Origin of the sequence: Rhizobium sp. YTUHZ045 (assembly GCF_051124255.1) — a bacterium.
GTDB lineage: Bacteria > Pseudomonadota > Alphaproteobacteria > Rhizobiales > Rhizobiaceae > Rhizobium.
Window position 1 is genome coordinate 775,011 of the sequence record NZ_CP101432.1, and the last position, 23,251, is coordinate 798,261.

The following is a 23,251-nucleotide window of genomic DNA, read 5'->3' on the forward strand; positions in this document are numbered from 1 at the left end:
CAGAATTAAGTCAGCGTTCTGAGGCCGGAGCCCCTGAGCCGCTTTCGCCCAACCTGCCCGTCCGCGGTTGAAGTAGACGTCAGCAAGCGGCTGTCCGAAAATCTTACATCGATCCCCAAATCCATAGGAGCTTTGATGTCAAACTTTAAAGAAGCCCCGGCATTGAAGAAAATGCCCCGCCTTGGGGCCGCCCCCAATGCGGGGCAGTCCGGCGAGCAGACAGGACAGAAGCGCGAGCATAACCCGCTCGAGAAGCTGATCACTGGCGAGCCGCAGACGCCCGAAGAGCCTTCGATCATTGGCGATGTGGCGAAGAGCTTCGGCAGCGGCGTTGTCCGTGGTGGTGTCGAGCTCGTCATGCTGCCGGTGACCGCAAAACGTCTTGGCGAGAAGGGCGCGGCGTATCTCTACGGCCAAGGCGATGCGCTGGTGCGATCAGCCTTCGGGCTACCGCCGATGAACGAGGAACAACGGGCCATTCTAGACAGTTTCGGAAACGAGGGGACGGGGGGCCTGGATAAAGCCGTCTACGGCGCCCAAGACTACTTCCGTGGCGCGATGGATGACAATCTATATGCGCCAAAGACACTCCCCGGAGAATATGCGGAAACGGTTGGCGAGTTCGTTCCCGGCGTGTTTACTGGTGGATCCAGCAACTTGCTGACGAACATCGGCAAATTCGCCGTGATCCCTGCGGTTGCCAGCGAAGCTGCGGGGCAGTTCACCAAAGACACGAAATTGGAGCCATATGCTCGCCTCGTCGGCGCGCTTCTCGGCCCCGGTATTATTTCGGCTGGAGAACGCTTAATTACGCCGCTGCCGGTTTCCGCCGAACGGCAGCTGATGAATCAAACGCTGAGAAACGAGGGGATTGAGCTGACGGGGGGACAGGCGTCTGGCAGCGCCGCCTTACTCAACGCCGAAGGCGACCTTGGTGGAGCAGCGGCGAAGAAATTCAACAAAATGCAAGGCGAGCAACACACGCACGCGGCACTTTCGCGTGCAGGCATCGACGCAGACCGTGCCACGCATGAGGTGATGCATCAGGCATTAACACGCATCGGCGATGACTTGGATGCGACCGCCGCGAATAACAGCCTGATCGCTGATCCGCAACTCGCCAACGACATCACGACAGCCATGCGCCGCTACCATGATCTTGTGGGGGACGGCGTGCGTGTGCCGATCCTCGAGAATTCGATAATCGGTATTGAACGTCTGGCGAAGGGAGGCCACCAAGGGGAAACCTACAAAGCGATCCGCTCTCGGCTCGAAGATGCGCAAGCGGACAGCGCGAACGATCCGAAACTTTTGAAAGCATTGTCCGGTATCCGCAACGCTCTGGATGATGCCATGGAGCGATCGATTGCGGCGCAGAACACGAATAGCCTGAACGCCTGGCAGGAGGCAAAGCGTCAGTACCGCAATTATCTGGATCTGGAAAAGGCCGTCGCCGCTGCGGGCGAGGATGCTCCGAAAGGCATCATCTCTCCATCGCACTTGCAAAGCGCCATGAGACCGCAGAGCCCTCGCGCATCCGCCCCAGAGGATGGGGATTTCACCGCCCTGGTAAAGGCAGGGCAAGAGGTCCTCAAACCGCTTTCCAGTTCCGGTGGCTCACCGGTGCGCAGTTTTATCCAAAAAGGCATTCCGGCCCTTGTGAGCGCCGGCGTAGGCAGTAAGTTGGCCGGTAGTCATGGAGCAATGCTCGGCACCATAGCCGGCGGCGCTGCCCCCTATTTGGCCGGAAGACTTCTTTTATCTCCCCCGGTTCGCGCTTACCTCCAGAATCAACTGATCCAGCCCACGCGTCTTACTAACCCGCGGGCCGCTGCGCTTGCTCAAGCCCTTCTTTCGCAGCAAGCCGCTCAAGGGCAGCAACAACCAAATCTGTAGCGTAACACGCCAGCAGTCGTTCTTCCGGAGAAGACCAATGCCCAAAACCAATCAACTGGCGTCTATTCCAAACCCGCCGGCACGACACCTTCCGTCGGCCACGTCATCGACCGGTGCCCCGGAAGGCGCTGACCGACCTCGGCAACGAAATCACCAATCCGCTGCCGCGTGACGGCTCGGCGCCGACGGTCGCGCCGGAATAAACAAGCCGGTACGAGCTGGAAATAGGAGACTTGTTAGTACTATAAATTGAGATCTTGCCGCGGTAAAACTGTGGGTAGCGTGCGGCCTGTTTGTGCTGTAGACGGTCAGTTCATCTTCGACTGCCACTTGCCATATTCCAAATGCAGGCCTCTATGCTCAAACTTCTCGTCAAAAAGGTTCTACCTGGTTCCGCAATTGCAGCCGTAAAGCAGTGGCGGACGCGTGAGAGGTCGTACAGATCATGGAGAAGAGCCGCCGCGGCAGCTCCCGCGTATGGAGATGAGCGTCTCACAGCATTCCGGATAGAACGGTCGCGACAATTGATTGGGAAGGAAGAGTCCTATGTCCAAACACCCGCGGAACTTCTGCCGGCCATGGATATCCCGTCCGGCCGATTCGTTGATTTTGGCGGATCCGCTGGTGAACTGTGCGCCGTTTTGCAAAAGCAGTTCCCGGCCTGGTCATTCACAGTGGTAGAGACAAAATCCGTGGCTGACGCCGCGCAGGCGTTGAGGCCGGCGATATCGTACTCCGACCAATTACCGGCTAAGTTTGACGTATTCTACAGCAGCGGCACGCTGCAATATTTGGCCGATCCGGAACAATTGTGGCGGGAGGCGCTGAGCCGGACAACTCGTTACGCCTATCTGGCGCGGAATGCCTTCTCGAAAAAGAAGCGTTTCACCATCCAGTCGTCCCGACTCTTCGATAATGGCGCTGGCCCGGTTCCTGAAGGATTCGACAACATAGAGATACGATATCCGCACCAGACCATTTCAGAAGCATCATTAAGGGGAATAGCCGACGAAATGGGCTTTGATCTCGCTGCTCGCTTTGAAGGCCGTAACAGCGGCGTGATCGGCACCCGCGCGGATGTCTATGGAGCCGACCTCTTGTTCAAGAGACGATAGGCCGACGTTTAGAAAACAAAGCGGAAAACAGGGCGTCTCTTTCGAGCCGTCTTTTCCCGCGTTGCCTGATCTCAACAGCGGACAAACTCAAGTGCCCGTCTTAAGGGAGGACGCTGCATTTCCATATCCGCGATCTTGAGGTGTCGGACCGGGGCAGTCGATCTCTCGACTTGGCTAATCAACCCGCGCAAAAATGCGGCCGCCCGTCACCTGGCATCGCTACACACGCCACAATGGCCTCGCAATCGCGGGGCCTTTTTCTTTGGAGACGATGAATGCCCAGAAATCCATCAACCGGCGTCTATGCGAAACCCGCCGGAACGACGCCTTCTGTCGGCCAGGTCATCGACCCGGCACCCTGGAACACGCTGACCACCGACCTCGGCAACGAAATCACCAACTCGCTGCCGCGCGACGGCTCGGCGCCCATGACCGCGCCACTCAAAGCGGCAAGCGGCACGGTTTCGGCGCCCGGCATCGGTTTCGCCACCAACCCGCAGACCGGCCTGTATCTGAAGGGCGGCGGCCTCCTAGGGTTCACGCAGAACGGCGTCGACGTCGGGTTCGACAAGACGTTGGTTTATGCGGCAAAGTCAGGCGATTACACGGCGGTGGCGTCCGACGACAATGCGGTCCATCGCTTTACCCAGGCCGCGATGCTCACCCTCGGCGCAGCGGCAACGCTCGGCGCAAACTGGCACTATTGCGTCATTGCCGACGGTGGCGACGTGACGATTGATCCCACAGGCTCGGAGACGATCGACGGTGCGGCGACGCTTGTCCTCAAGAACGGCCATAGCGTCAACATCATATGTTCGGGCGCCGCTTTCTTCACCGATAAGGTCTATTCCAGGATCCAGAGTAAAGCCGACAGCTCGGCTGTAGGCGATTTCGTTGTCGGCCTCATCCTTTCCACCAACAGCAGCAACCCGAACACCCATATCGACTTTGCCTCCGGCTCGGCCAGAACAGGGTCGAGCTTCGTTTCCAGCGCAGCGGCGTTCACCAAGAGGGTGACGGGAACATTTGCGGCCGGAACGGGCGCGGGCGGCCTCGATGCCGGTGCCGTCGCAGCAAATGCGACATACTTTGCCTACGCCTTGCGCAAGGATGCCGACCTGTCTTTCGACGTGGTTTTCTCGACCTCACCGACCATCGGCGGCATCACTACGACACTGCTTACCGGCTATACGATCGTCAAATGTGTCGGCGTGGTACTGACGGACGGAAGTTCGAACATTCGGCCGTTTGTTCTGTATCCACGTGACGAATATACCTTTGTGACGCCGGTCAAGGATGCCGTGGGTGCCGCCATTTCTACGACCTCGACACTTCTGGCGCTAACAGTGCCAAATGGAGTCAAAGCCAAAGCTAAGCTGCGTTTCGAGTTCACATCGTCGGCAACGACCAACGCAGCTCTGCTATCCGATCCTGCCCAAGGCGCACTTGTTGCCGGCGCCGGAGGCGATGGGGCCAACGTTGGCTCTATCCAGGTGGCAAGCGGTTTCGCAGTGGGGTCGCAGGAGATATGGACAAATACAAGTCGGCAAATTCGTATGACGTTGGGCGGCTCTACCGGTAGCATCTGGATCTGGACCGATGGCTTCCATTTCCCTTGCGGAAGGAGCTCTTGAATAAGCTCCACACCTATGTTTGACATGCTGGCATCACGCCAGGAGTAGAAATGGCACAGGTCGACAAGGCATCATATCGCAATCGAGGCGGCGTAATCCAGCGGCTCGTCACTGCTTATAAACGTTTCCGCTACTTCACCGCCGCCGGCGAAAATCTCGTGGTGAAGCAAAGCGCTGAGTTTCGCATGGTCGGTCATGCCGTCCTTGAGGTCGGCGACAACGTCACCATCCAAGATCAGTCGTTCTTTCAACTTACAATGCCAGAGCCCAAAGTCTTTATCGGCAACAACACCGTAATTGGCCGGCGCAACATCATTACGGCGAAAAACCGGATATCAATCGGCAATGATGTCCTGATCGGCTCTGATGTCCAGATCATCGATCACGGCCACGGCATGAGGCGCGATACGCCAATCAGGCTTCAGAAGGCCGAAATCGGTTTTGTCGAAATTGGTGACGATGTTTGGATTGGCGCTGGCGCCAAAATATTGATGAACGTGACGATAGGGACGGGAGCGGTAATCGGGGCAAATTCCGTGGTAACTACGGACATCCCGGACTATGCAATTGCAGTTGGTTCACCGGCGAAGGTCATTAAATACCGCAGCTAAATCGGTGTGAGGAAATGCCGGCGTCTCGGCATCTCACACACCCCTATACTGTCAAAGTGCTCGCAGCGTCACATTTACCAAGCCACTTAAGTGGGCTTTCAACTCGCTAGGTCTGATAAAGCGAAAATATAGATACTCGTATGCGAGAGATGCATTATCCCAAGAGTTTTTTTTGGATGATATTTCAAGCTCAGCTTGCGATCCACTCAGATCGATATCTTTTGCGCTGGCCCAGGCGTCGCAGAAAAAGGCGATACGTGTGGGGTTCGTCGAATGAACTGGCTTTACGCCTGGCGCCGAGTCGATGCCGAAGAACTCTATGTGATGAGGCGTAAATGCCATCCTGGTCTGTCCGCCCCAAATTATGTGAAATTTCGAAGTATAATCAGCAAACCCATATTCGGAGGCCTCGCCCGGCATCGGAAACTTATCGGTGATCCAATAATTCGAAAAAGTCGACCATTGTGGATTATCAATAAAATATTGCGAGACCGCCAAGTCTTTTGCCGCTCGTGCCTGCCAAGCTGCGTAACTTCCCCACCAGCGATTTGTAAATAATGTAAGAACGACCAGAAGAAGCACGAACGAAGCTCTCTTGCCCTGCAAGCTAGGCGTTTTTCGTTTCAGAAATCGGAAAACACCGACCGCGATCACGGCTAGGGGGAGGGGCATCAAAATCCCATTTCTCATCAACACGCCAAGCTCAGGACTCTTTCCGACAAGGATATAGGGAAGAGTTCCGCAAAGAAGTGAGAAGAGCCCAAAGCTTACTATCTTAAGGCCGCCGTCTAAACTCCGATTGTCGATGTCCGGATTCTCGGCGGGCGGTGTTCTCAAGAGAAAAAATAAAGTGACAAAGAATATCGAATATAAGAAAACAACGAAAAATACATAAAAATTGAACTCAACCCCGATTGCAATAGGTCTAAACGCAATAGGCTTTATAATTCCGTCAACCAAGAATCGGTAAGCATTATATGCGATGCTCGGGAGATTTATATCAAAGCTGTTATAATTCTTGTAAAGCCCGGTTTTCTCATAATATAATCCTTTATGCACCCAATATACGATAGGAAGAGTTGCATAATCCAGTTTTGATCTGCAGAATGAAAAAAATGTGGATCTGAACCCTCCTAGGCCAACCTGCCGGCCCGCTTCGTTAATGTGGACGAGGTATGCAAGGAGGAAAGCAGCGGCGTAAAGTACAAGCAAAGAATTAAGTGTAAATGACACAAAGTAGATAAAGAGAGACGCCCCTCTGGAGAGGTAGTGAAGGCCTCCGTGAATCCGTTCACCTGAGACAAATAGGTACGTCGCCACCAGGAATAGCGCATACGCGTTGAAGTAAGTTGAGTATGTTATTATTACTGTGACGGTCGTTATTGGTAGTAGGTTCGAAAAAAGCGCAATATAAAAAGCTTCTCTTTCATTGAGAAACCCGCATCTCAAGGCGATAAGATAAGAAAAAATAACAGCTACGTATACGCCGAAAATCACTACGGATTTAAGAAGAAAAACATTTGGAATATAAGATAACGGCCACACGTAATATGTGAACATTGGTACAGCTGCGGACGAATACATGTTCATGATTGCGTTCCAGTCTCTAAAAAATAGTGACGAGAACAGGCCGGCGTCTTCCGCAAATATCCCTTCATTCAAGAAGGCCATCCAGTGCGTGCACAAAACTGAAATAGTCAGAAGAACCAAGCTGCTGACTCTGGGCACGCGTTGAATGTAGTCGCTCATGATGTCTCCTGAGATTCCAAATTCCCCAACAACTGGCTGCGGAAATGCTTTACGCGGTATCAATCTCTAGTAGCGAGCACGTTCAATCCTCCGCCTGTGGGGATGACCGATCTAACAAAGTCCGGGTTTCGCGGCAGTTTTCGATTTCTAGCAACGTCGGATATCTCATATCCCATGCTCCAGAGTGAATTCAGAATCTCATCAAATTTTTCTGGCTGCGATTTGTATACGTACGGCGCAAGCTCCAACAGGATTTTAGGCTGGTACTTTTCTATTGTTTTCTTGGAGCCAAGCAACACATCGCTTTCGTGTCCGTCAACGTCCAACTTAACGAAATCAATGCGATCGATCCTGTTCGCTGCAACAAATTCATCAAGGGTACTCATAGCCGCGCCAACTGTACCCATCAGGCGCCCGTGATGTTCAAGATGCAGATCGCCTGTAGTTTCTAACGGCCAACTCGAATACACCGCGTCAGGCAATTTAGTGTCAGTTGTTGCCATGAGCATCATCTGATGGGCGCTGATACGCGGCGCTAACATTGGATTGAGTGCGATATTCGCCTTCTGTTTTCCGAATGCAAAAGCGGTTGGTTCAAAGGAAAACACCTTGCCGCTTGCTCCGACAAGTTGTGCCAACGGCAAAGTATGTGCTCCGATGTTTGCGCCGATATCGAGAACGACATCGCCTTCGTTGACTAGCCGCGCATAGAGCTTCAGAGTTTGCACCTCAAAGCCACCCAGGACGTAGATTGCCAGATCTATCCCTTCCTTTAGGTCGATAGACCAAGTCACTCCCCTCCGCACGGCGATAAGCTCTGACGGAAGGTGAAAAAGACCGCGGCCCCAAAGAATTGCCGTTGAAATAGAGCGGGCAATCCTGATTTTGTTGCTGGTCGACAGCATGTGATTTCGTCCTAAGTTGTTGGTGGCCTCACGGACGCGAGCGTCTGCTGAGGATCAGATTGCAGTATTGGCTGGCGTCCTGCGGGTCAAACTGAGCGCCGTCAAACTTATGCAAAGCAGCACCGCCAATCATTTGTATTTCCAGATCAAGTCGACCGATAAAGGCGAGGAGATCTGCCGCATCCACTCCGGCCTTTGAGAGGCCGTAAGGCCAATACTCCATCAAAATCTTGATATTCACGTTTTCCTGCAGCACGCGCTCAGCGCCCCGCAACACGCTAAGTTCGTAGCCTTGGACATCGATTTTAATCAGATCTACGCGCGTTCCGCTTGGGAAATACTGATCGAGGTTCATGAGTGGGACACTGATTGCCTGTCGACCGTCACCGCTGTCAAAGGTACGATGATCGACATTTAACTCGTCAGATATGAAGAGCTTGATAGCTCCGCTTCGGTCCCCAACCGCAGCATGATTCAATCGAACATTGGCCAGGTTCCGCAAATTTTCTCTTAGTCTATGATAGTTCGCGGGGGCGGGCTCAAAAGCATGCACAATCCCACGGCTGCCGACAAGACCAGACAGAAAGCGAGTGTAAACCCCGATATTTGCACCCACATCCACAATCGTCATGTCAGGCCCAACAAGCTCTCGTAATAGCGCTCGCTCAGTCCGATCTGAATAGCTCTTCCATACGCAATAGATTGGATAGTAGAGCGGATAACAATACCTATATAGAAGATTAGCGATGGAGATGATCGTCGTGTTCATCGTTGTTACTTTGCGATCAGGTGCGCGCTAAAGAACGACGCGAACAGTCTCGGAAACGTACGGGCAAGCCGCCTGTCAATTGGGAGATAGAGCCGATAAAGCCAGTGTGGTATCGGCAATACCCTGGAGATCCCTCCCGTCGCCATGTAGGCAATACTCGTGAAATAACCTAATTTGGTCGCCTTTAAATCGTATTGGTCTGACAATCGTGTCAGCCAATCACGACGCGAAAAGAACATCATATAGGGCATTGCTTGGTTTGAAGACGATAAGGGGCCTTCAATTGTATCCAGAAGCGGTTGCGAAATTTTGAAATTAACCGGTTCATGATGCAGGAACTTAAGCAAGGGAAAGGAAACGGCGGAGAAAAAAGGTTCAACGAGTACGAGCTGCCCCCCTTTTTTAAGTTTGCGGCTTGCGCCGCTGAGAAAGAAAATAGGATCGCGCAGGTGATGTAGTACATTTGTCATGGTGATCACATCAATACTGCGGTCTGGGATGTCCTGTAGATCTGCTATGTTATGACAATCAAAAACGATATCTAAATAATCAAGATTGAGGACGTCTGTGGTGGTTACATGCGGCTGAAATAATTTCAGTGGTGACGTGCCGCTACCTATCTCTAGTACCTTCTTCTGAGCAAAGTTTGGGATATGGTCGAACAACTGTGAGTACAGCTCGCGATACCAAAGCATTAGGTTGCGATTTTTTTGGAGTCGGTCACGATTCTCCAAAGTCGTTGCCAAATCATAATCGTAGAGTTCTGTATTCTCGATCTTCATCTCAGATGAACTTTATTCGCCGAGCGGAAAATGCGAGCATCGCCAGCAAGATAACGCCATGGCGCCAACGAGAAATATTTGTTTCTCCATAGAGGCGCTGGCGATAGCAGATCGGAACCTCAACTATCTTCAGCCCCATTCTTGCTGCGCCGAAAATTAGATCGAAATCTCCAAACGGATCGAAATCGCCGAAGTAAGAACGGTTTCTGGCGAGCTTTAGATAATTGGCCCGACTGATTACCTTTGTTCCGCAGAGGGTGTCTTTGAACCGTTGGCCGAGAACGAACGAGAAGGCCATAGCGAAAAACTTGTTTCCTAGCAGGTTGAAGAAACGCATCGCTTTCTTCTCCATTGGATACACAAGCCGGGTTCCGTTGATGAATTCGCCCTTGTTGTCTTTGATCGCAGCGTAGAACTTGGGAAGATCCTCGGGTGGAACGGTCATGTCTGCATCAAGAATCATAAGGATTTCGTTCGAAGCAAGGCTGAACCCCTTCCGAACGGCGTCCCCTTTTCCCTTTCCCTCTTGTTGGTCAATTAGAATTCTGCGCTCTGATCCATAGAGGGCTTGTGCGGCCTGGATCGCACTCCAGGTCTCATCCGTTGAATTGCCCTCGACAAAGATGATTTCGTCTTTGGGCCCCATGGATGGAATGCGCCTGACGATCGCGTCAATATTGCCGGCCTCATTTCGCGCGGGCACGATTATTGAGACGGATGGCGCGTCGACTTCTTTCATCGCTATAGGTCTTGCGACAGCGATGTTCAAAAGACAAAGATTTCTGAATACCGGCAGAGGGGCGATGTAGCGATTGATGAAGTTGCTCACCAGCGGAATATACAGCGGGACTAGGACTTTTTGATCTAAGCTGATCAACTCGAAATTTTCGAGTTCCAGTAGGTTTCGAACGTCCTCATGCGCTAACCAGTTCGCCTCAGGTAAGTTGCCTCGCCAGCCCAGGGCCGACGCGAGATTAACCAAAGGTCGCCATAGGGCGCTGTAATAAGTAAGCACGAGGCGAGTTTCCGGATTGCACGCCTTATGCAGATCGGCGAATAGCTTTTGAATGTCACGTTCGTAGTGAATAAGTCCACCAATCACTAAGTATTCAGCGCAGGTTTGCTTAAGCTGTTGATAAGGAAGTACTGCATTTTCTAGAAAGCTCTCAGCGGAGGAGTTTTCACTAGACTCTGAACGGAACGCGACTCGACCTTGGGGCATCGCACCTATTAGAAGTGACGAAGCAGGGTCGATTTCTACGACGGAATTCTGAGGAAGTATAAAAAGCTCCAGGTACTTCCGGAGAAGGGAATAGAAATATTCTCTCATGAGTTCTAACTTTGCAAGACGCGCGCCAAGCGCCACCGGCCGTAAAGGATCGCTGCCGGCAGGACATAAGCTGTGAAAAATAGGAGATGGATAGCTGTCGCTACAAGAAAGCCTTCAGCGGAGGAGCGCCCCAGGAGAAGGAATGCAGAAACTACTGAAGCATGAAAAGTTCCGACACCAGAGGGTGCAGCAGGAAGCATCAGCCCTAGAGCCCCTGCGAACAACACGACGAGCGCCTCTTCGTAGCTGAGTGCCACTCCCACAAACTGTGCGGCAAACACATACGAGAGAGCGTACGCCGACAACCACATTAACAATGTAAGAATACCGGGAGAGAACAGGTTGTTGAGCGTCATTTGCTCACCCACGCTGCGTATTAGCACTGCGACGTGTCTATTGAAGAAGGATTCATGCCCGAAATAAGAGAATACCGCGCTGGCCCATCTCAGGAGAAGCGCGTTAAAGTATTTCACCAGGACAATGGCACCGAACGCAAGTCCGAGAGCCGAAGATATTGAAACAAATAATACGTTAGTGTGGGCGGAATCCATTGATAGTGTTAGGATTACAGCAGCTAGTACGCCGACGGCAGCGATCGTAATGAGATCGATTACCTTTTCGACCATCAGGCTGCCAAACACCTCGGCTTGAGCTATCCGGCCTACAACATGGCTGTAGTGGACTCGCAACAGATCTCCACCTCTTGCAGGGAGAAACATATTGCCTCCGAGGCAGAGAATGGAGGCTATAAGAGAGGTGCTCTTCTTAAGTTTTCCACCTATCAGCAGCTGCCAACGGCAACCGTATATCACGGCGATCAAAAGAGCCGTAATCGAAAATGGCCACAGAGAGGCTGGGTGAACGCCGTCCTTAAGTATACGAATAGTATCTTGCCAGTTGATTGAGCTAACCAGAAACGCAAGCAGTGCGAGGCTCACAAGATAAGCGAAAAAAGTGCGAGCACTTATTTTTGAACGAGCTTGTGCGGCCATCTAATTCGATCTTCGAAACCTGAGAGCCTTGAAGGCTAGACAGGCCGTGACTCCTGCCACTGGCCCAAGCAAATCTGGGAACACGACATACAGAGCGGCACCGCTTTAGCCGTATTCCGGCCCTCGACTACCCTTAAGAGAAAACTTTAGCAATAGACAACTATTAGTGTACTGCGCGGTACTTTTATTGGGTCGCCGGGGAGCCACAGTTCAACACTCGTCTCCATTCGGGAGGCGGGTTTTTCCACAGCCCTCCGGAGTCCCCCATGCTCGTCCACAACTGGCGCACGGTGCTGAGGCGCGCCTGGAGCGTCCGCCTCATGGGGCTGGCGCTGCTCTTCATCGTCCTCGAGCCCGTCTCCAATGTCCTCGCCGCGACCTGGGTGTCCGGCAACCTCTACATCCAGCTCGCCATGTCCACGGCATCGGGGCTCTTCGCCGCGGCGGCAATCGTCGCCCGCATCTTCGTCCAGCAGAAAATCTCAGGAGAACTGAATGGCAAACCGCCTGCAGAAAGGTAGCGCCGCGGCCGCGATGGCCGTTGCTTTGGTCGGAAGTTTCGAAGGGCTTCGGCAGCACGCTTATCCGGACCCGGCCACTCAAGGCCAGCCGTGGACGATCTGCTACGGCAGCACCAATGGTGTGAAGCCGGGCGACTATAAGACGATCGAGCAGTGCAAGGCGCTGCTTTCGCTCGAGCTGCAGCACTATGCCGATGGCATAGAGCGGTGCGTCACGGCCCCGCTGCCGGATGCCCGCTTCGTGGCGCTGACCTCCTTCGCCTACAATGTCGGCGTCAGGGCGGCCTGCGGCTCGAGCGCGGTCAAGCTGATCAATCAGGGCAGGACGGCGGAGGGCTGCGAGGCTCTCCTCAAATGGAATCGCGCCGCCGGCATCACCTTTCCCGGCCTGACCCGCCGCCGGCAGAAGGAGCGCGCCTTCTGCCTGGAGGGCATCTGATGTTCGGCCTTCTCGATACGCTGAAAATGGGCGCCGGCATCGCTGCCGGCCTCGTGCTCTATTACCTTTATGCCGTCTCGATCGGTTACCCCTCGGCGGCGCGCCAGGCGCGCGCCGGCTACGTCCTCACGTCCGAAAAGACCGCCGCCGAAGCCAGGGCGGCCGAGATGGAGCGCCAGCGGGATGCGGCGGCCGGCGCCGGTGAGGAGCACCGCAAGCGCCTGGAGGCGGCCAAGGCCGCCGAACAGGCCGCCAGAGACACCTTGGAAAACGAGATCCGATCCTATGAACTCGAGCTTTCGCAAAAGAACCGTGCTTGCGCTGTCACTGCTGCTGATCGTGACTGGCTGCTCCGCCACTGAGCGCCTGAACACGGCGGCGGTCGCCAAAGGGCAGGTCGCCGCCGGCATCGTGCTGCCGCCGCTGCCCGACGATCTCAGAAGGCAGGAAGCGCATGCGCCTGTCCGCGAGGGCGAGCCGCTGATCGCGATCCTCGCCCGCGAGCGCCAGGCGCTCGACCGCGCCAACGCCCGCCAGGAGCGCAGCGTCAAATTCTATGATGACCTCACCAGCCGATACGGAACACGCCGATGATGAATGCCATTTCGCTCGCCCTTGCCAATCCGATGCCGCGCGGCGCGGGCGGGAGCGCCGGAGACCTCGACCGCTACATGTTCTTCGCCACCCGCAACCGCATGCCTTCGGGCACGATCGTCACCGCCGCCTCCGGCACGAACTATGTCTGCACCAAGATCGTCGTCAACTCGCCGCAATATAAGACGCGGACCTTCCGCTTCCATCTCTCCGGGTTCGCCTCGACGGAAGGCGGAAATTCGCCGCAGGAAACCGTCGTCACCGGCACGATCGGCACGCCGGGCAATTCCGTGGTCGCCGACGCCATGTTCGTCCGCGTCGCCGGCGTCTTCTACCCCTGCACCTTCGCCGGGGCGAACACGGTGACCGTTGCCGACCAGACGAATGGCGCCTGGACGGACGAGCTCATCATCCCCGACGTCGCGCCGGAAAGCGAAATCGAAATCTGGCTGTTTTATCACACCGCCGTCGGCGAGAAGATCTGGCCGGTCTACCGCATCCAGAAACATCGCGGCGAACGCGTCTGGGGCGCCGGCGATCTCGCCACGCTTCTCGCCTTCAAGGATAGCCCGCTCGCCGACAGCACCGTCAGCCTCGATACCGGCTACGGCACGCAGGCGCAGCCGCAATATTGGGGGGCCGATTTCATGGTCGCCAAGGGCGACTGGGATGGAAGGCCGGTCGCGCTGGCTTTCGTCGACAGCATCGGAGAGGCGCGCCAGGAATATTCCTCCGCTGCCGATGCGCGCGGCAACCTCGGCTGGCTGCGCCGCTGGCTTGACAGGGACGGCGGCCCTGGCCGCATCCCCCATTGCCTGATCGGCATGCCCGGCGCCGGCTCCGTCCGCGAATATACCGGCAGCGGCTCCTCGATCGCGACCAGGCGCCGAGACATCATCCGCGAAATCATCGCCTTCAACGGCAATAAATGGCCGTTCACGGTCATAACAAACCAGATGGGGCAGAACGACACGGCCTCGACCTATACGCAGTTCTTCACCACCAATTACCGCTCCCTGGTCACCCGCCTGCGCGCCGAATATTCTGGCGTCAGAATCGTCGCCTTCCCGCCGCTCGGGCGGACGACGATCACACGCAACATCACGCTGACCTCGGTCGGCACGGTTGCCACGGCGACCATCGCAAGCGGCCTCAACGGACTTGCGACAGGCCAGACCGTCGGTATCTCGGGAGCAACGCCGACCGCTTACAATGGAAGCTATGTAATATCGGTCGTCGACGCCAACACCTTCACCTACAGTTTCGCCGGCGGCACTTCGCCGGCGACCGGGACGATCACCTGCAACGATCTCGGCCTCAGGGCCGAGTATCAGGTCTATGGAACCAACAACAGCTGGCCGTCGGACGGAACCGACGCTTCGGGCAAATGGCGGCTTCGCGATGATATTCTTGCGCAGTCATCGGCCTGCTGCGATGCTGCAATCGATACTTACGCAGCCTGGGTCTCCCCCTCCAGAGGCGGTGTCTGGCCAGGCATGCTGGAGCTTGCGAGCACGACATTGACCGCGCAGGCCGGAACTGACGGCGTTGCCACCTATAACCAGATTGTCGTCGCGGATGCGAGCATCTTCAGGCCCGAGCAGACGCTGCACATCTATTCCGGCCCGGACGGCCTGGCGCGCATGAGCACGCAGGTCGTCGCCAGCATCGCCGGCAACGTCATCACCTATCAAGGCGTGAGCGCCGTCGTCATGCCGGTTGGCTCCGTAGTGCGTCCGGCGCCGTCTGTCGGGGAGCTTTCGCCGGTCTCCTTCATCCATCCGCAGCCGGTCATGATCGACCGGATTTCGAACGGCATTGCCCAGTCCGAAAAGCTGAAATTCAATTCCTGAGGTGGCCACGCCATGACATCCAATGACGATATCCTGCGCGCCCTCGGGCGCGTGGAGGGAAGGCTGACCGGCATCGAGGAAAACGTCGCGCTGCTGCGCCAGGAGATGAGCGACGAAAAAGCCAATGCCCATGAGGGCCGAGCCGTGGTCCACAAGCGGCTCGACGAACAGGCAAGGCAGATCGCCCATCTCGATACCAGGGTGGCGATGACAGGCGGAGCGGATGCGCAGATCCGCGCCGAGATCGGGACGCTCAAGGATACCGTCGAGAAGAACCAGGAGACGGTCGGCCCGGCGCTCGAAGAGTGGAAACGGATGAAATCGATCGGCTATGGCATCTCAGGGCTGATTGCCTTCGCCGGGCTGACGACGGGTGGGGTCATTGCCTATGCCAGCGACGGGGCTGTGGCGGCACTCAGGCATTGGCTGAAGATCAGTTGAGCGGTGCGCCGTCTTTGCGCTGTTTGGCCGGGCAAGTCATACGCAGCAAAACGGCGCCAGCTCGGCTGATATATTGCCGCCTCCGATGCCTTACTTAAAATTAGACTTTGCTAACGAACAAAACCGCCGCCTGTTTGTTATCCTCTTCAAGGAGGAAACAGACATGAAGAGCATGAGCAATCGCCAAGTTCGTATTCCCGGGCCTCGGGAACATGATGTTGCCGAGCATTGCCGCAAGTTTGGGATTGGCCCGGCGGAGGAGAAGAAGCTGAAGAAGCTGCTCGGGTCTCATGCGCCGCTGCACGAGATTCAGGCCAACGCGCCGCCGCGCCTGCCGAAATGGCGATAACGCCGGGGCCGGAACTTCCGGCACTATCCGGCGTTTGGATCGCCGGGCCGCGCGGCTGGTCTCGTCTCCTGTACCCCCTGCTACCCCGGCAGGCGCTGCGCGGTCCACTGATTCCCTTGCTACCGGCTTATCGGCGTGCGGATGCTTATGCACGCCGACATCAATGCCGCAGCTCGCGCGACAGCATGAGGATATAGTCGTCGGCGATATCGGCGACCACCATGGCCGCTTCGGCCGGCGGGTAGCCCCTGGCGACGGCTTCGGCGACGAGCTTCATCACCTGCGGCTCAAGCGCTTCCCGACAGTCGGCCAGACTTTTGTCATTCGGGCATTTGGCACGAAATTCCACAACGTTATTCATGGCATACCCCTCCGTTTGATGTTGCGGCGCTGCTTGTTGCATGAAGCCGGTCCTTTCGGGAAAGGCGGGTCACCGTTCCGGCGCGCCGTGCCGGAACAAATTAGCGATCATGAAAAATACGATGTCACAGGGCGGGATGTATTCAAGTTGATGCTGATATTAAGGTAAGGCAGTAGGGTTAATTCGTCCAGCGGCAGTTGAAGGCCCGTTAGCCGGAATGTCAGGGAATGGCGCAACTGCTTGTTTCCGTGTCGCTTTCCGGCGCGAAAAAGCCGGCGGTCTGTTGGTTTTTCATGAGAAATGCCGGCATTTACCATGCGCTACGAGGGCTGGTCGCAGCTCTGTACCGGAGCCGGACAGCCATAGATTCCGACGCCATCCTCGGCCTTGTGCCACGACTGTCCGGTCCGCGTCGATGGCTTGCCCCTCACCCTAACCCGCTCCCCGTTCTGACGGGGAGAGGGGACGTGCCCTACGAGACTTTTGGCGAGAGACCGAGAGGTCGCGGCTTGTCCCCTTCGCCCCGTTTACGGGGAGAAGGTGGCGGCAGCCGGATGAGGGGCGGTGGCCGCGGCAAAGGCACGGCGATGAAGATCTGCCGGACGCGGCCCTCAGGCCGCGTTGAAGGGTACGGCGACGAAGGTTTTATTGCCGTCGCGTTCGACGAGCAGCAGCACGGATTTGCGGCCGGCCTTGCCGGCTTCGGCGATTGCGGCCTTGACGTCGCGGGCATTGTGCACCGGCCGGTCGTTGACCGAGACGATGACGTCGCCCGACTGGATGCCGGCGGCGGCGGCCGATTTATCCGGATTGACGCTGGCGACCACCGCGCCGCTGACGGAGCGCGGCAGGTTGAGCTGCTGGCGCACATCGGGCGTCAGGTCGGCAAGGCCGATGCCGAGGCTCGGCTGGCCGGAGGCGTGGCCCTGCGCTTCCGGGCTTGTCGCCGCAGCCTGCTTCCGGCCATCCGCATTGGCTCCGACGGTGACGTTGAGATCGATCGCCTTGCCGTCGCGCCAGACGCCAAGCGATTTCTGCGTGCCCGGCGAAAGATCGGCGACGAGACGCGACAGGTCCTTCGGCGTCTTGACGGTCTCGCCGCCGACCGAGGTGACGATGTCGCCGGGCTTCAGGCCGGCATGGGCAGCCGGCGTATCGGCGGAGACGGCAGCCACCAGCGCGCCGCCTGTCTTGTCGAGGCCCACGGCGTCGGCGACATCTTTCGTGACCGGCTGGATCTGCACGCCGAGATAGCCGTGATTGATCGAACCATCCTTCTCGAGCTTGGCGACGATCGCCTTGGCCTCGTCGGAGGGAATGGCGAATCCGACGCCGACGCTGCCGCCGTTCGGCGAGTAGATGGCGGTGTTGATGCCGACGACCTTGCCCTCGCGATCGACGAGCGGACCGCCTGAATTGCCGTGGTTGATCGGCGCATCGATCTGGATGAAATCGTCATAGGGCCCGCTATGCAGGTCGCGGCCGCGGGCCGAGACGATGCCTGCCGTTACCGTCGTGCCGATGCCGAAGGGGTTGCCGATCGCCAGGATCTGATCTCCGAGCTTCAGCCTGTCGGAATCGCCCCAGGCGACGGTCTGCAGCGGCTTGCCTGCCTCGACCTTCAGAACGGCGACATCGGATTTCGGATCGGCGCCGATCAGCTTGGCCGGCAGCTCGGTGCCGTCGTCGAGCGTCACCTTGATGTCGAGCGCATTGTCGATGACATGGTTGTTGGTGACGATCACGCCGTCCGGGTTGACGATGAAGCCGGAGCCGAGCGCCATCGCATGCTGGGAGCCGCGCTGTTGCGGGGCCGGGCGTGGCAGGGGAATGCCCTGATCCTCGAAGAACTGGCGGAACTGCTCGTCCATCGGCGATTCCTGCTCGGCGCTGACATCCGTCGTCTTCATCGTCGTGGTGATGGTGACGACGGCAGGCTTGTCGGCGTCGACGACGGAGGCGAAGGAGCCGCTCGGGGCGAGAATACCGCCCGTGTCCGATGGTGCGGCAAAGGCGCTGGGCGAATTGACGGCGAAGGGAAGGCATGCCGCGCCGGCGATGATGGCGGCCCCGACAAGTGCTGCTGTGCGATGTTTGCTGAGAATATGTGACATGGTGGTTATCCCTTGCGAGAACGTTGGCTTGTGATGGCGTCGCAGTTCCATGTCTGGGACCTGGCGTCGGATGAGGTGCGCCAATTCCTCCGTTCGCCGGCGCGGATCGTCGGGAGGCGACGATCGGGGAGGGGAGAAGAATTCGCGCTCGGGATTAAATATGATCACGCCGGAGGGCTTTACAAATTAAATATTGATCATGTTTATATTGCCGATTTGTAAGACATTACTGAAGTTTAACATCCGTCGCCGATGCCGGCGCCAGCCGCCGCGTTCCCCGCCAAACTGTCGGCCGTCTCGCCTGATAAAGGCGGTCCCGCTCGCTTCGGCAAAGTCGGATCTCCGGAACCCGTTGCGGCTATAAAAGTTAGTGGACTCTAAAATATTTCTTCGTCAGGAAGTCATGACCGGGGAATCGGCCGCAGGCGCGTCTGGCCCACGGTATATGAGGGGCGATGAAGAATTCGGTTGAGCGGGGGCGGAAAGCCGAGCGCGGGATGCATGTGAAGCTGAGCGACGTGGCGAAGAAGGTGGGCGTGAGCCCGATCACCATTTCGCGTGCATTGCGCAATCCGGAAATCGTCTCGGAGGATCTGCGCGAGGAGATTCTGCGCACGGTCGAGGAGATGGGCTATATCCCCAATCTTGCCGCCCGGGCGCTGGCCGGCCGCCACAACGGTATTGTCGGCGTCATCACCCCCGCCTTGCACCAGTACGGCTTCGCCGCCCTGATGATCGGTATCGAGGATTGTTTCCGCGGCACGGAGTTCACCGTGCAATATTCGAGCACGCTGCACCATGGCGAGGGTGAAGCCGGCCTGCTGAAATCCATCCTGACCCAGAAGCCGGCCGGCGTCATCATCGCCGGCGCCGAGGACTACGGCGATCTTCTGCCGCTGCTGGCGAGCGCCCCCTGTCCCATCGCCCATGTCACCGATCTTAGTCAGGAGCCGCAAAGCCTGGTCGTCGGCCTCGATCATTATATGGCGGGCGCCGAGCCCACCCGGTTCCTATTGTCGAGGGGCTATAGTCGGATCGCCTTCATCGGTCGCGGCGCCGATGTCCGCTCGCGCCGGCGCATTGAGGGTTATGAGGCGGTGATGCGGGAAGCCGGCCTTTTCCACGAGGATCTCATCATCGGCGGCGATGCGCCGAGCCGTATCGGTCTCGGCAGAGAGCTGTTTTCCCGCCTGCTTGAGCGCGTGCCCAATGTCGATGCCGTCTTTGCCCAGAGCGACGAACTGGCCTTCGGCGTGCTGATCGAATGCAAGGCGCGCGGCATCCGCGTGCCGGAGGATGTCGGCATTTGTGGCTTCAACGACCTGGAATTTTCGCCCTTCATCGAGCCGTCGCTGACGACGGTGCACATCCCGCGCCAGGACATCGGCTACCGCGTCGCCGACATGCTGCTGCATGCCATTCATGGTGAGCCGCCCCGGGAAGACAGGGTCAATTGCGGCTTTTCCATCGTGCCGCGCGGTTCGACGCGATAATCTGGCACGTGCCGCCATAATGGAAGTGGGGCGCCTTGAGGTCTGGGCACAGTCAGGATTATTCCGTATATGGAGCGGATGGCCACCACTGTGCTTAAGAATGGATAAGACCGGATTGTCTTTCGACAGGATGCGCACCTTCGTGCGGGTCGCTGAGCGCGGCAACCTGTCAATGGTCGCAAAGGAGCTGGGCCTCGGCCAATCCACCGTGACGCGGCACCTCAATGAACTCGAGGAGGCTGTCGGCGTGCCGCTGCTCAGCCGCACCACCCGCCGCGTCACCCTGACGGAGGAGGGCAGTCGCTATTATACCACCTGCCTTCAGATCCTGCGCCTGGTCGAACAGGCCGCTGAGGAAGCCAGAGATGCCCGTCAGGCTCCGGCGGGGGCTGTTCGGCTTTCCTGTACGGCAGCGCTCGGTGTGATGCATGTCACGCGTATGATCTTCGACTTCCAAGACAGGCATCCGGACATCCGCATCGACCTCAACCTGACGGACGAACGCATCGACCTGGTTCGCGAAGGCGTTGACGTGGCGCTTCGCCTTGGACCTCTCGCCGACAGCTCGATGAAACTTCATGCGGTCGGAGAGAGCCAGCGGCTGCTGGTTGGCGCTCCGGCCTATTTGTCCGCCCGGGGGCGGCCGGAGCGTCCGGCCGATCTGTCACGCTACGAAACCATCGTGATGTCCAATGTGGCAGGCAGCAACCAGCTCGTTCTTTCCGCCCCCGATGGCGCCAGATTGATGATCCCGGTCGGCGGTCGGCTGCGTGTCGATCACGGGCTTGCGGCGCGCGAAGCTCTTGCCGCCGGACGCGGCATCGGTCCTACACATCTCTGGCTGGTTCAAGATCTGCTGGACGACGGCCGGCTTGAAGTGGTGCTTGGCGACTATCGGCCTTCGCCGGTTCCGCTAAGCTTGCTGATTGTTCCGGAGCGTGCAGCCATTGCCCGCGTTCGGCTGCTAGTCGACTTTCTTGCCGCAGAGATTGCCAAGCTGCCGGGAATCCGGCCGTCGTAAGCCGCTGATTCAACTTCCGAAAGACCGCTTGTCGCCGCGCCATCCCGTCGTCCGCAGAAACTGCTCCCAGTTGAGCGTCTCTGGATTGAGCCGGCGGCTCCATTCGAGATCGTGTTCCTTGCCGAAATAGCCATATTCGACCGCATATTCGACCATTCCGAGAAGCTCTCGAACCAGAAATTCGTTGGCGGCAAGTTCCGGGAAATAGCGCAGCAGGCCATCCCTGGTGAAAGCATTTCGATACTCGGCCTTGAGGCCGGTGACGCGTCGGAAGGTTTCGACCATCTCCCTCGGAGAAATGATATCGCCGACGATCGGCAGCGTTTTGCCGTTGTAGCGCTCAGGATTTGAGAAAATCTCCAGGACGGCAGGCCCCGTCGCCGTCAGCGGATCGACGAAAGGCGCGCGGAAATCTTCCGGAAGGTAAATCGGCAAGAGCAGGGTGTCGCCTTCCATCCGCGGCGCATAATACTCGATAAGGTTTGTGTAGAAGAACGCCAGCATGACGAAGGAATGAGAAATCGGCAGGCCGCGAATGTAATCGGCAACCCGCGCCTTGTCGGTAAAATGCGGCGCATATTTCGTCCCACCGGTGATCTTGTCGACATTCTCGAGCGTGCTGAAGACGATGTGTCCTACGCCGGCCTCCACGGCCGCATCCGCCAGTTGCCGGCCGAGAGGTGCTTCGGTCGTCTCTGGCGGGGCGATCGGCGGCGTCATCAGAAACGCGCCATCCGCGCCCTTGAATGCCGCAGCGAATTCCTTCTGAAGGCCGAGTTCGAGGGGCACGACGGCGATTTCCGCGCCGAGTTTTTCCAGACGCAAAGCTTCGGGCGAATCCTTTCGTCGAGTGAGAGCACGCACCCGAAAACGTTGGCTTTCAAGAAGCGTCGCAACGACGCTCCGCCCCTGTTTGCTCGTTGCGCCCGTGACTGCGATCAGTGGCTTGTTGTCTGTAGACATGTTTTTCATCCTTTCCCGTCACTCAACGCCGGCGAGACAGCCGGCGTGCTTACGAGGCAGGGCGGCCGGTCCGTTGCCGATCGCCCACCTCGATGGCGGCACTCTATCGAAATAGGTTTTCCCGCTCTAGATGGCCGGAATGGATAAGATAATGCCATTTTTTGGATAGACGCGTCCAGCCGGTCGCTGCGGATCGACCGACCGGATCAGACCATCGAAGGCCGCCGCGCGGATCGGAAGCGCTGGCGATCCATGATTTCTGCCGGTGTTCTTTCTCGAGCCCATCAAGGGATCAGCAGGATACTGCCCGCCGCGCGCCCGGATTCCATCTCTTCGTGCGCCTTCGCAACATCGGCCAAACGGTATTCGGCGCCGATCTGCGAAACGATCCCCGATTCCATCGCCCCGATCGCAGCGAGAGCAGCCTCGCGATATTGTCTGACGTCAGCGCACCAGGCCATGATGCTCGGATGGCAGAGCGCCTTGCCCGGGCGAAGTTCCTCGACAGGCACCGGTGGAATGGCGCCGGCGGCCTGACCGATGGTGACAGCCATGCCGAATGGGCGGACAGAGTGTATGCTTTTGAGAAGCGTATCCCCGCCGATCCCGTCATAGGCGACGTCGACGCCGAGCCCGTTCGTCAGCCGCTTCACTTCCGCGACCAAATCGGCGCCGCGCCCGACGATCAGGTGATCGGCTCCACAAGATCTGGCGAGGGCTGCCTTTTCGGAGGAGCCGACCGTTCCGATCACCGTGGCTCCGAGCGACGCGGCCCAGCGAACGAGGATGCTGCCGAGCCCGCCGGCAGCCGCATGGATCAGAACGTGGTTTCCTGCACGCACATCATAGGTCTTCTTCAACAGCATGTAGGCGGTCATGCCTTTGAGGAGCGAACTCGCCGCCGTTTTTGCCGAAAGGGTATCCGGCAGCTTGATCGCCCTTTCAGCGGCGATGTTGCGCGCGGAGCGATAGGCGCCGACCGGAGGCCCGGCATAGGCGACGCGATCACCTCTTTCGAACATCGAGACGCCCGAACCGACAGCCTCGACGATTCCAGCCGCTTCGGCGCCGATCACCGCGGGGTAGGACGGCATCGGGTAGATACCTTTTCGGTGGTAAACATCGAGAAAGTTCGTCCCGACCGCTTCGTGACGGATTCGGATCTCGCCAGGGCCGGGGCCTTCCCACTGGTGCTGCTCAACATGGAATTGGGTGATGTCGCCGGGGACATTCAGCCATACAATCTGGTCAGTCATCGCTCGTGATCTCCTTGATCCGGGCAAATTAAGCGATGGCGGTATGAGTGAAAATTGCCTATT

General features: G+C 57.4%; 23 protein-coding genes. 13 read left to right on the top strand and 10 right to left on the bottom strand.

Annotated elements, in window-relative coordinates:
• Window positions 1-135: 135 nt before the first annotated feature.
• The 4 genes from NMA58_RS03780 (at window position 136) to NMA58_RS03795 (ending at window position 5,256) form a co-directional block, all read left to right on the top strand.
• Window positions 136-1,896 carry a hypothetical protein gene (locus NMA58_RS03780; RefSeq protein WP_434712406.1) on the top strand — a complete coding sequence of 587 codons (1,761 nt, stop codon included), beginning with the start codon at window positions 136-138 and terminating at the stop codon, window positions 1,894-1,896.
• A 578-nt stretch (window positions 1,897-2,474) separates the two neighbouring features.
• Window positions 2,475-3,011 (top strand): hypothetical protein, encoded by a 537-nt coding sequence (locus NMA58_RS03785; RefSeq protein ID WP_434712407.1) that lies wholly within the window; start codon window positions 2,475-2,477, stop codon window positions 3,009-3,011.
• A gap of 275 nt (window positions 3,012-3,286) precedes the next feature.
• Complete coding sequence (locus NMA58_RS03790) at window positions 3,287-4,645, top strand: hypothetical protein (RefSeq protein WP_434712408.1); 1,359 nt, start codon at window positions 3,287-3,289, stop codon at window positions 4,643-4,645.
• A gap of 50 nt (window positions 4,646-4,695) precedes the next feature.
• Window positions 4,696-5,256 carry an acyltransferase gene (locus NMA58_RS03795; protein WP_434712410.1) on the top strand — a complete coding sequence of 187 codons (561 nt, stop codon included), beginning with the start codon at window positions 4,696-4,698 and terminating at the stop codon, window positions 5,254-5,256.
• Window positions 5,257-5,307: 51 nt separating this feature from the next.
• On the opposite strand, the gene NMA58_RS03800 is transcribed toward NMA58_RS03795, so the two are convergent.
• The 6 genes from NMA58_RS03800 to NMA58_RS03825 are packed head-to-tail and all read right to left on the bottom strand — an operon-like array spanning window position 5,308 to window position 11,783.
• Window positions 5,308-7,005 (bottom strand): hypothetical protein, encoded by a 1,698-nt coding sequence (locus NMA58_RS03800; protein WP_434712411.1) that lies wholly within the window; start codon window positions 7,003-7,005, stop codon window positions 5,308-5,310.
• Between the two features lie 59 nt (window positions 7,006-7,064).
• Window positions 7,065-7,910 (bottom strand): FkbM family methyltransferase, encoded by an 846-nt coding sequence (locus tag NMA58_RS03805; RefSeq protein ID WP_434712412.1) that lies wholly within the window; start codon window positions 7,908-7,910, stop codon window positions 7,065-7,067.
• Between the two features lie 28 nt (window positions 7,911-7,938).
• Window positions 7,939-8,679, bottom strand: a complete 741-nt coding sequence (locus NMA58_RS03810) for an FkbM family methyltransferase (protein WP_434712413.1) — start codon at window positions 8,677-8,679, stop codon at window positions 7,939-7,941.
• A gap of 5 nt (window positions 8,680-8,684) precedes the next feature.
• Window positions 8,685-9,461 carry a class I SAM-dependent methyltransferase gene (locus NMA58_RS03815; RefSeq protein WP_434712414.1) on the bottom strand — a complete coding sequence of 259 codons (777 nt, stop codon included), beginning with the start codon at window positions 9,459-9,461 and terminating at the stop codon, window positions 8,685-8,687.
• Window position 9,462: 1 nt separating this feature from the next.
• Complete coding sequence (locus NMA58_RS03820; RefSeq protein ID WP_434712416.1) at window positions 9,463-10,791, bottom strand: glycosyltransferase family 2 protein; 1,329 nt, start codon at window positions 10,789-10,791, stop codon at window positions 9,463-9,465.
• Between the two features lie 5 nt (window positions 10,792-10,796).
• Entirely contained in the window at window positions 10,797-11,783 is a 987-nt protein-coding gene (locus tag NMA58_RS03825) for a lysylphosphatidylglycerol synthase transmembrane domain-containing protein (protein WP_434712417.1), read from the bottom strand.
• A gap of 266 nt (window positions 11,784-12,049) precedes the next feature.
• Here NMA58_RS03825 and NMA58_RS03830 point away from each other — a divergent pair, with 266 nt between their 5' ends.
• From NMA58_RS03830 to NMA58_RS03860, 7 genes are all read left to right on the top strand, one after another.
• Entirely contained in the window at window positions 12,050-12,304 is a 255-nt protein-coding gene (locus NMA58_RS03830; protein WP_434712418.1) for a hypothetical protein, read from the top strand.
• The gene (locus NMA58_RS03835; protein ID WP_434712420.1) at window positions 12,279-12,743 is read left to right on the top strand and encodes a lysozyme; all 465 of its coding nucleotides are present in this window, start codon (window positions 12,279-12,281) and stop codon (window positions 12,741-12,743) included. The genes NMA58_RS03830 and NMA58_RS03835 overlap by 26 nt, the downstream gene beginning before the upstream one ends.
• The gene (locus NMA58_RS03840) at window positions 12,743-13,105 is read left to right on the top strand and encodes a hypothetical protein (RefSeq protein ID WP_434712421.1); all 363 of its coding nucleotides are present in this window, start codon (window positions 12,743-12,745) and stop codon (window positions 13,103-13,105) included. Before NMA58_RS03835 ends, NMA58_RS03840 begins: the two co-directional genes overlap by 1 nt.
• Before the next feature lie 4 nt (window positions 13,106-13,109).
• Window positions 13,110-13,337 carry a hypothetical protein gene (locus tag NMA58_RS03845; protein ID WP_085780001.1) on the top strand — a complete coding sequence of 76 codons (228 nt, stop codon included), beginning with the start codon at window positions 13,110-13,112 and terminating at the stop codon, window positions 13,335-13,337.
• A complete protein-coding gene (locus NMA58_RS03850; protein WP_434712422.1) occupies window positions 13,334-15,190 on the top strand; it encodes a hypothetical protein in 1,857 nt (618 codons plus the stop codon). The genes NMA58_RS03845 and NMA58_RS03850 overlap by 4 nt, the downstream gene beginning before the upstream one ends.
• A 12-nt stretch (window positions 15,191-15,202) precedes the next feature.
• Complete coding sequence (locus NMA58_RS03855; protein WP_434712423.1) at window positions 15,203-15,631, top strand: DUF1515 domain-containing protein; 429 nt, start codon at window positions 15,203-15,205, stop codon at window positions 15,629-15,631.
• Between the two features lie 163 nt (window positions 15,632-15,794).
• Window positions 15,795-15,980: a hypothetical protein gene (locus NMA58_RS03860; protein ID WP_020920687.1), complete on the top strand. Its 186-nt coding sequence runs from the start codon at window positions 15,795-15,797 to the stop codon at window positions 15,978-15,980.
• Between the two features lie 160 nt (window positions 15,981-16,140).
• On the opposite strand, the gene NMA58_RS03865 is transcribed toward NMA58_RS03860, so the two are convergent.
• Entirely contained in the window at window positions 16,141-16,341 is a 201-nt protein-coding gene (locus NMA58_RS03865) for a hypothetical protein (protein WP_430958691.1), read from the bottom strand.
• 611 nt (window positions 16,342-16,952) lie between these two features.
• The gene (locus tag NMA58_RS03870) at window positions 16,953-18,455 is read right to left on the bottom strand and encodes a DegQ family serine endoprotease (protein ID WP_434712424.1); all 1,503 of its coding nucleotides are present in this window, start codon (window positions 18,453-18,455) and stop codon (window positions 16,953-16,955) included.
• Between the two features lie 455 nt (window positions 18,456-18,910).
• On the opposite strand from NMA58_RS03870, the gene NMA58_RS03875 reads away from it, so the two are divergent.
• Together NMA58_RS03875 and NMA58_RS03880 are read left to right on the top strand one after the other, a co-directional pair.
• On the top strand, window positions 18,911-19,948 hold the full coding sequence (locus NMA58_RS03875; RefSeq protein ID WP_434712426.1) for a LacI family DNA-binding transcriptional regulator: 1,038 nt from the start codon (window positions 18,911-18,913) through the stop codon (window positions 19,946-19,948).
• Window positions 19,949-20,048: 100 nt separating this feature from the next.
• On the top strand, window positions 20,049-20,969 hold the full coding sequence (locus NMA58_RS03880) for a LysR substrate-binding domain-containing protein (protein WP_434712427.1): 921 nt from the start codon (window positions 20,049-20,051) through the stop codon (window positions 20,967-20,969).
• A gap of 9 nt (window positions 20,970-20,978) precedes the next feature.
• Here NMA58_RS03880 and NMA58_RS03885 read toward each other — a convergent pair whose 3' ends face one another.
• Complete coding sequence (locus NMA58_RS03885) at window positions 20,979-21,932, bottom strand: NmrA/HSCARG family protein (protein ID WP_434712428.1); 954 nt, start codon at window positions 21,930-21,932, stop codon at window positions 20,979-20,981.
• A 284-nt stretch (window positions 21,933-22,216) separates the two neighbouring features.
• Complete coding sequence (locus NMA58_RS03890) at window positions 22,217-23,188, bottom strand: quinone oxidoreductase family protein (RefSeq protein ID WP_434712429.1); 972 nt, start codon at window positions 23,186-23,188, stop codon at window positions 22,217-22,219.
• Window positions 23,189-23,251 lie beyond the last annotated feature (63 nt).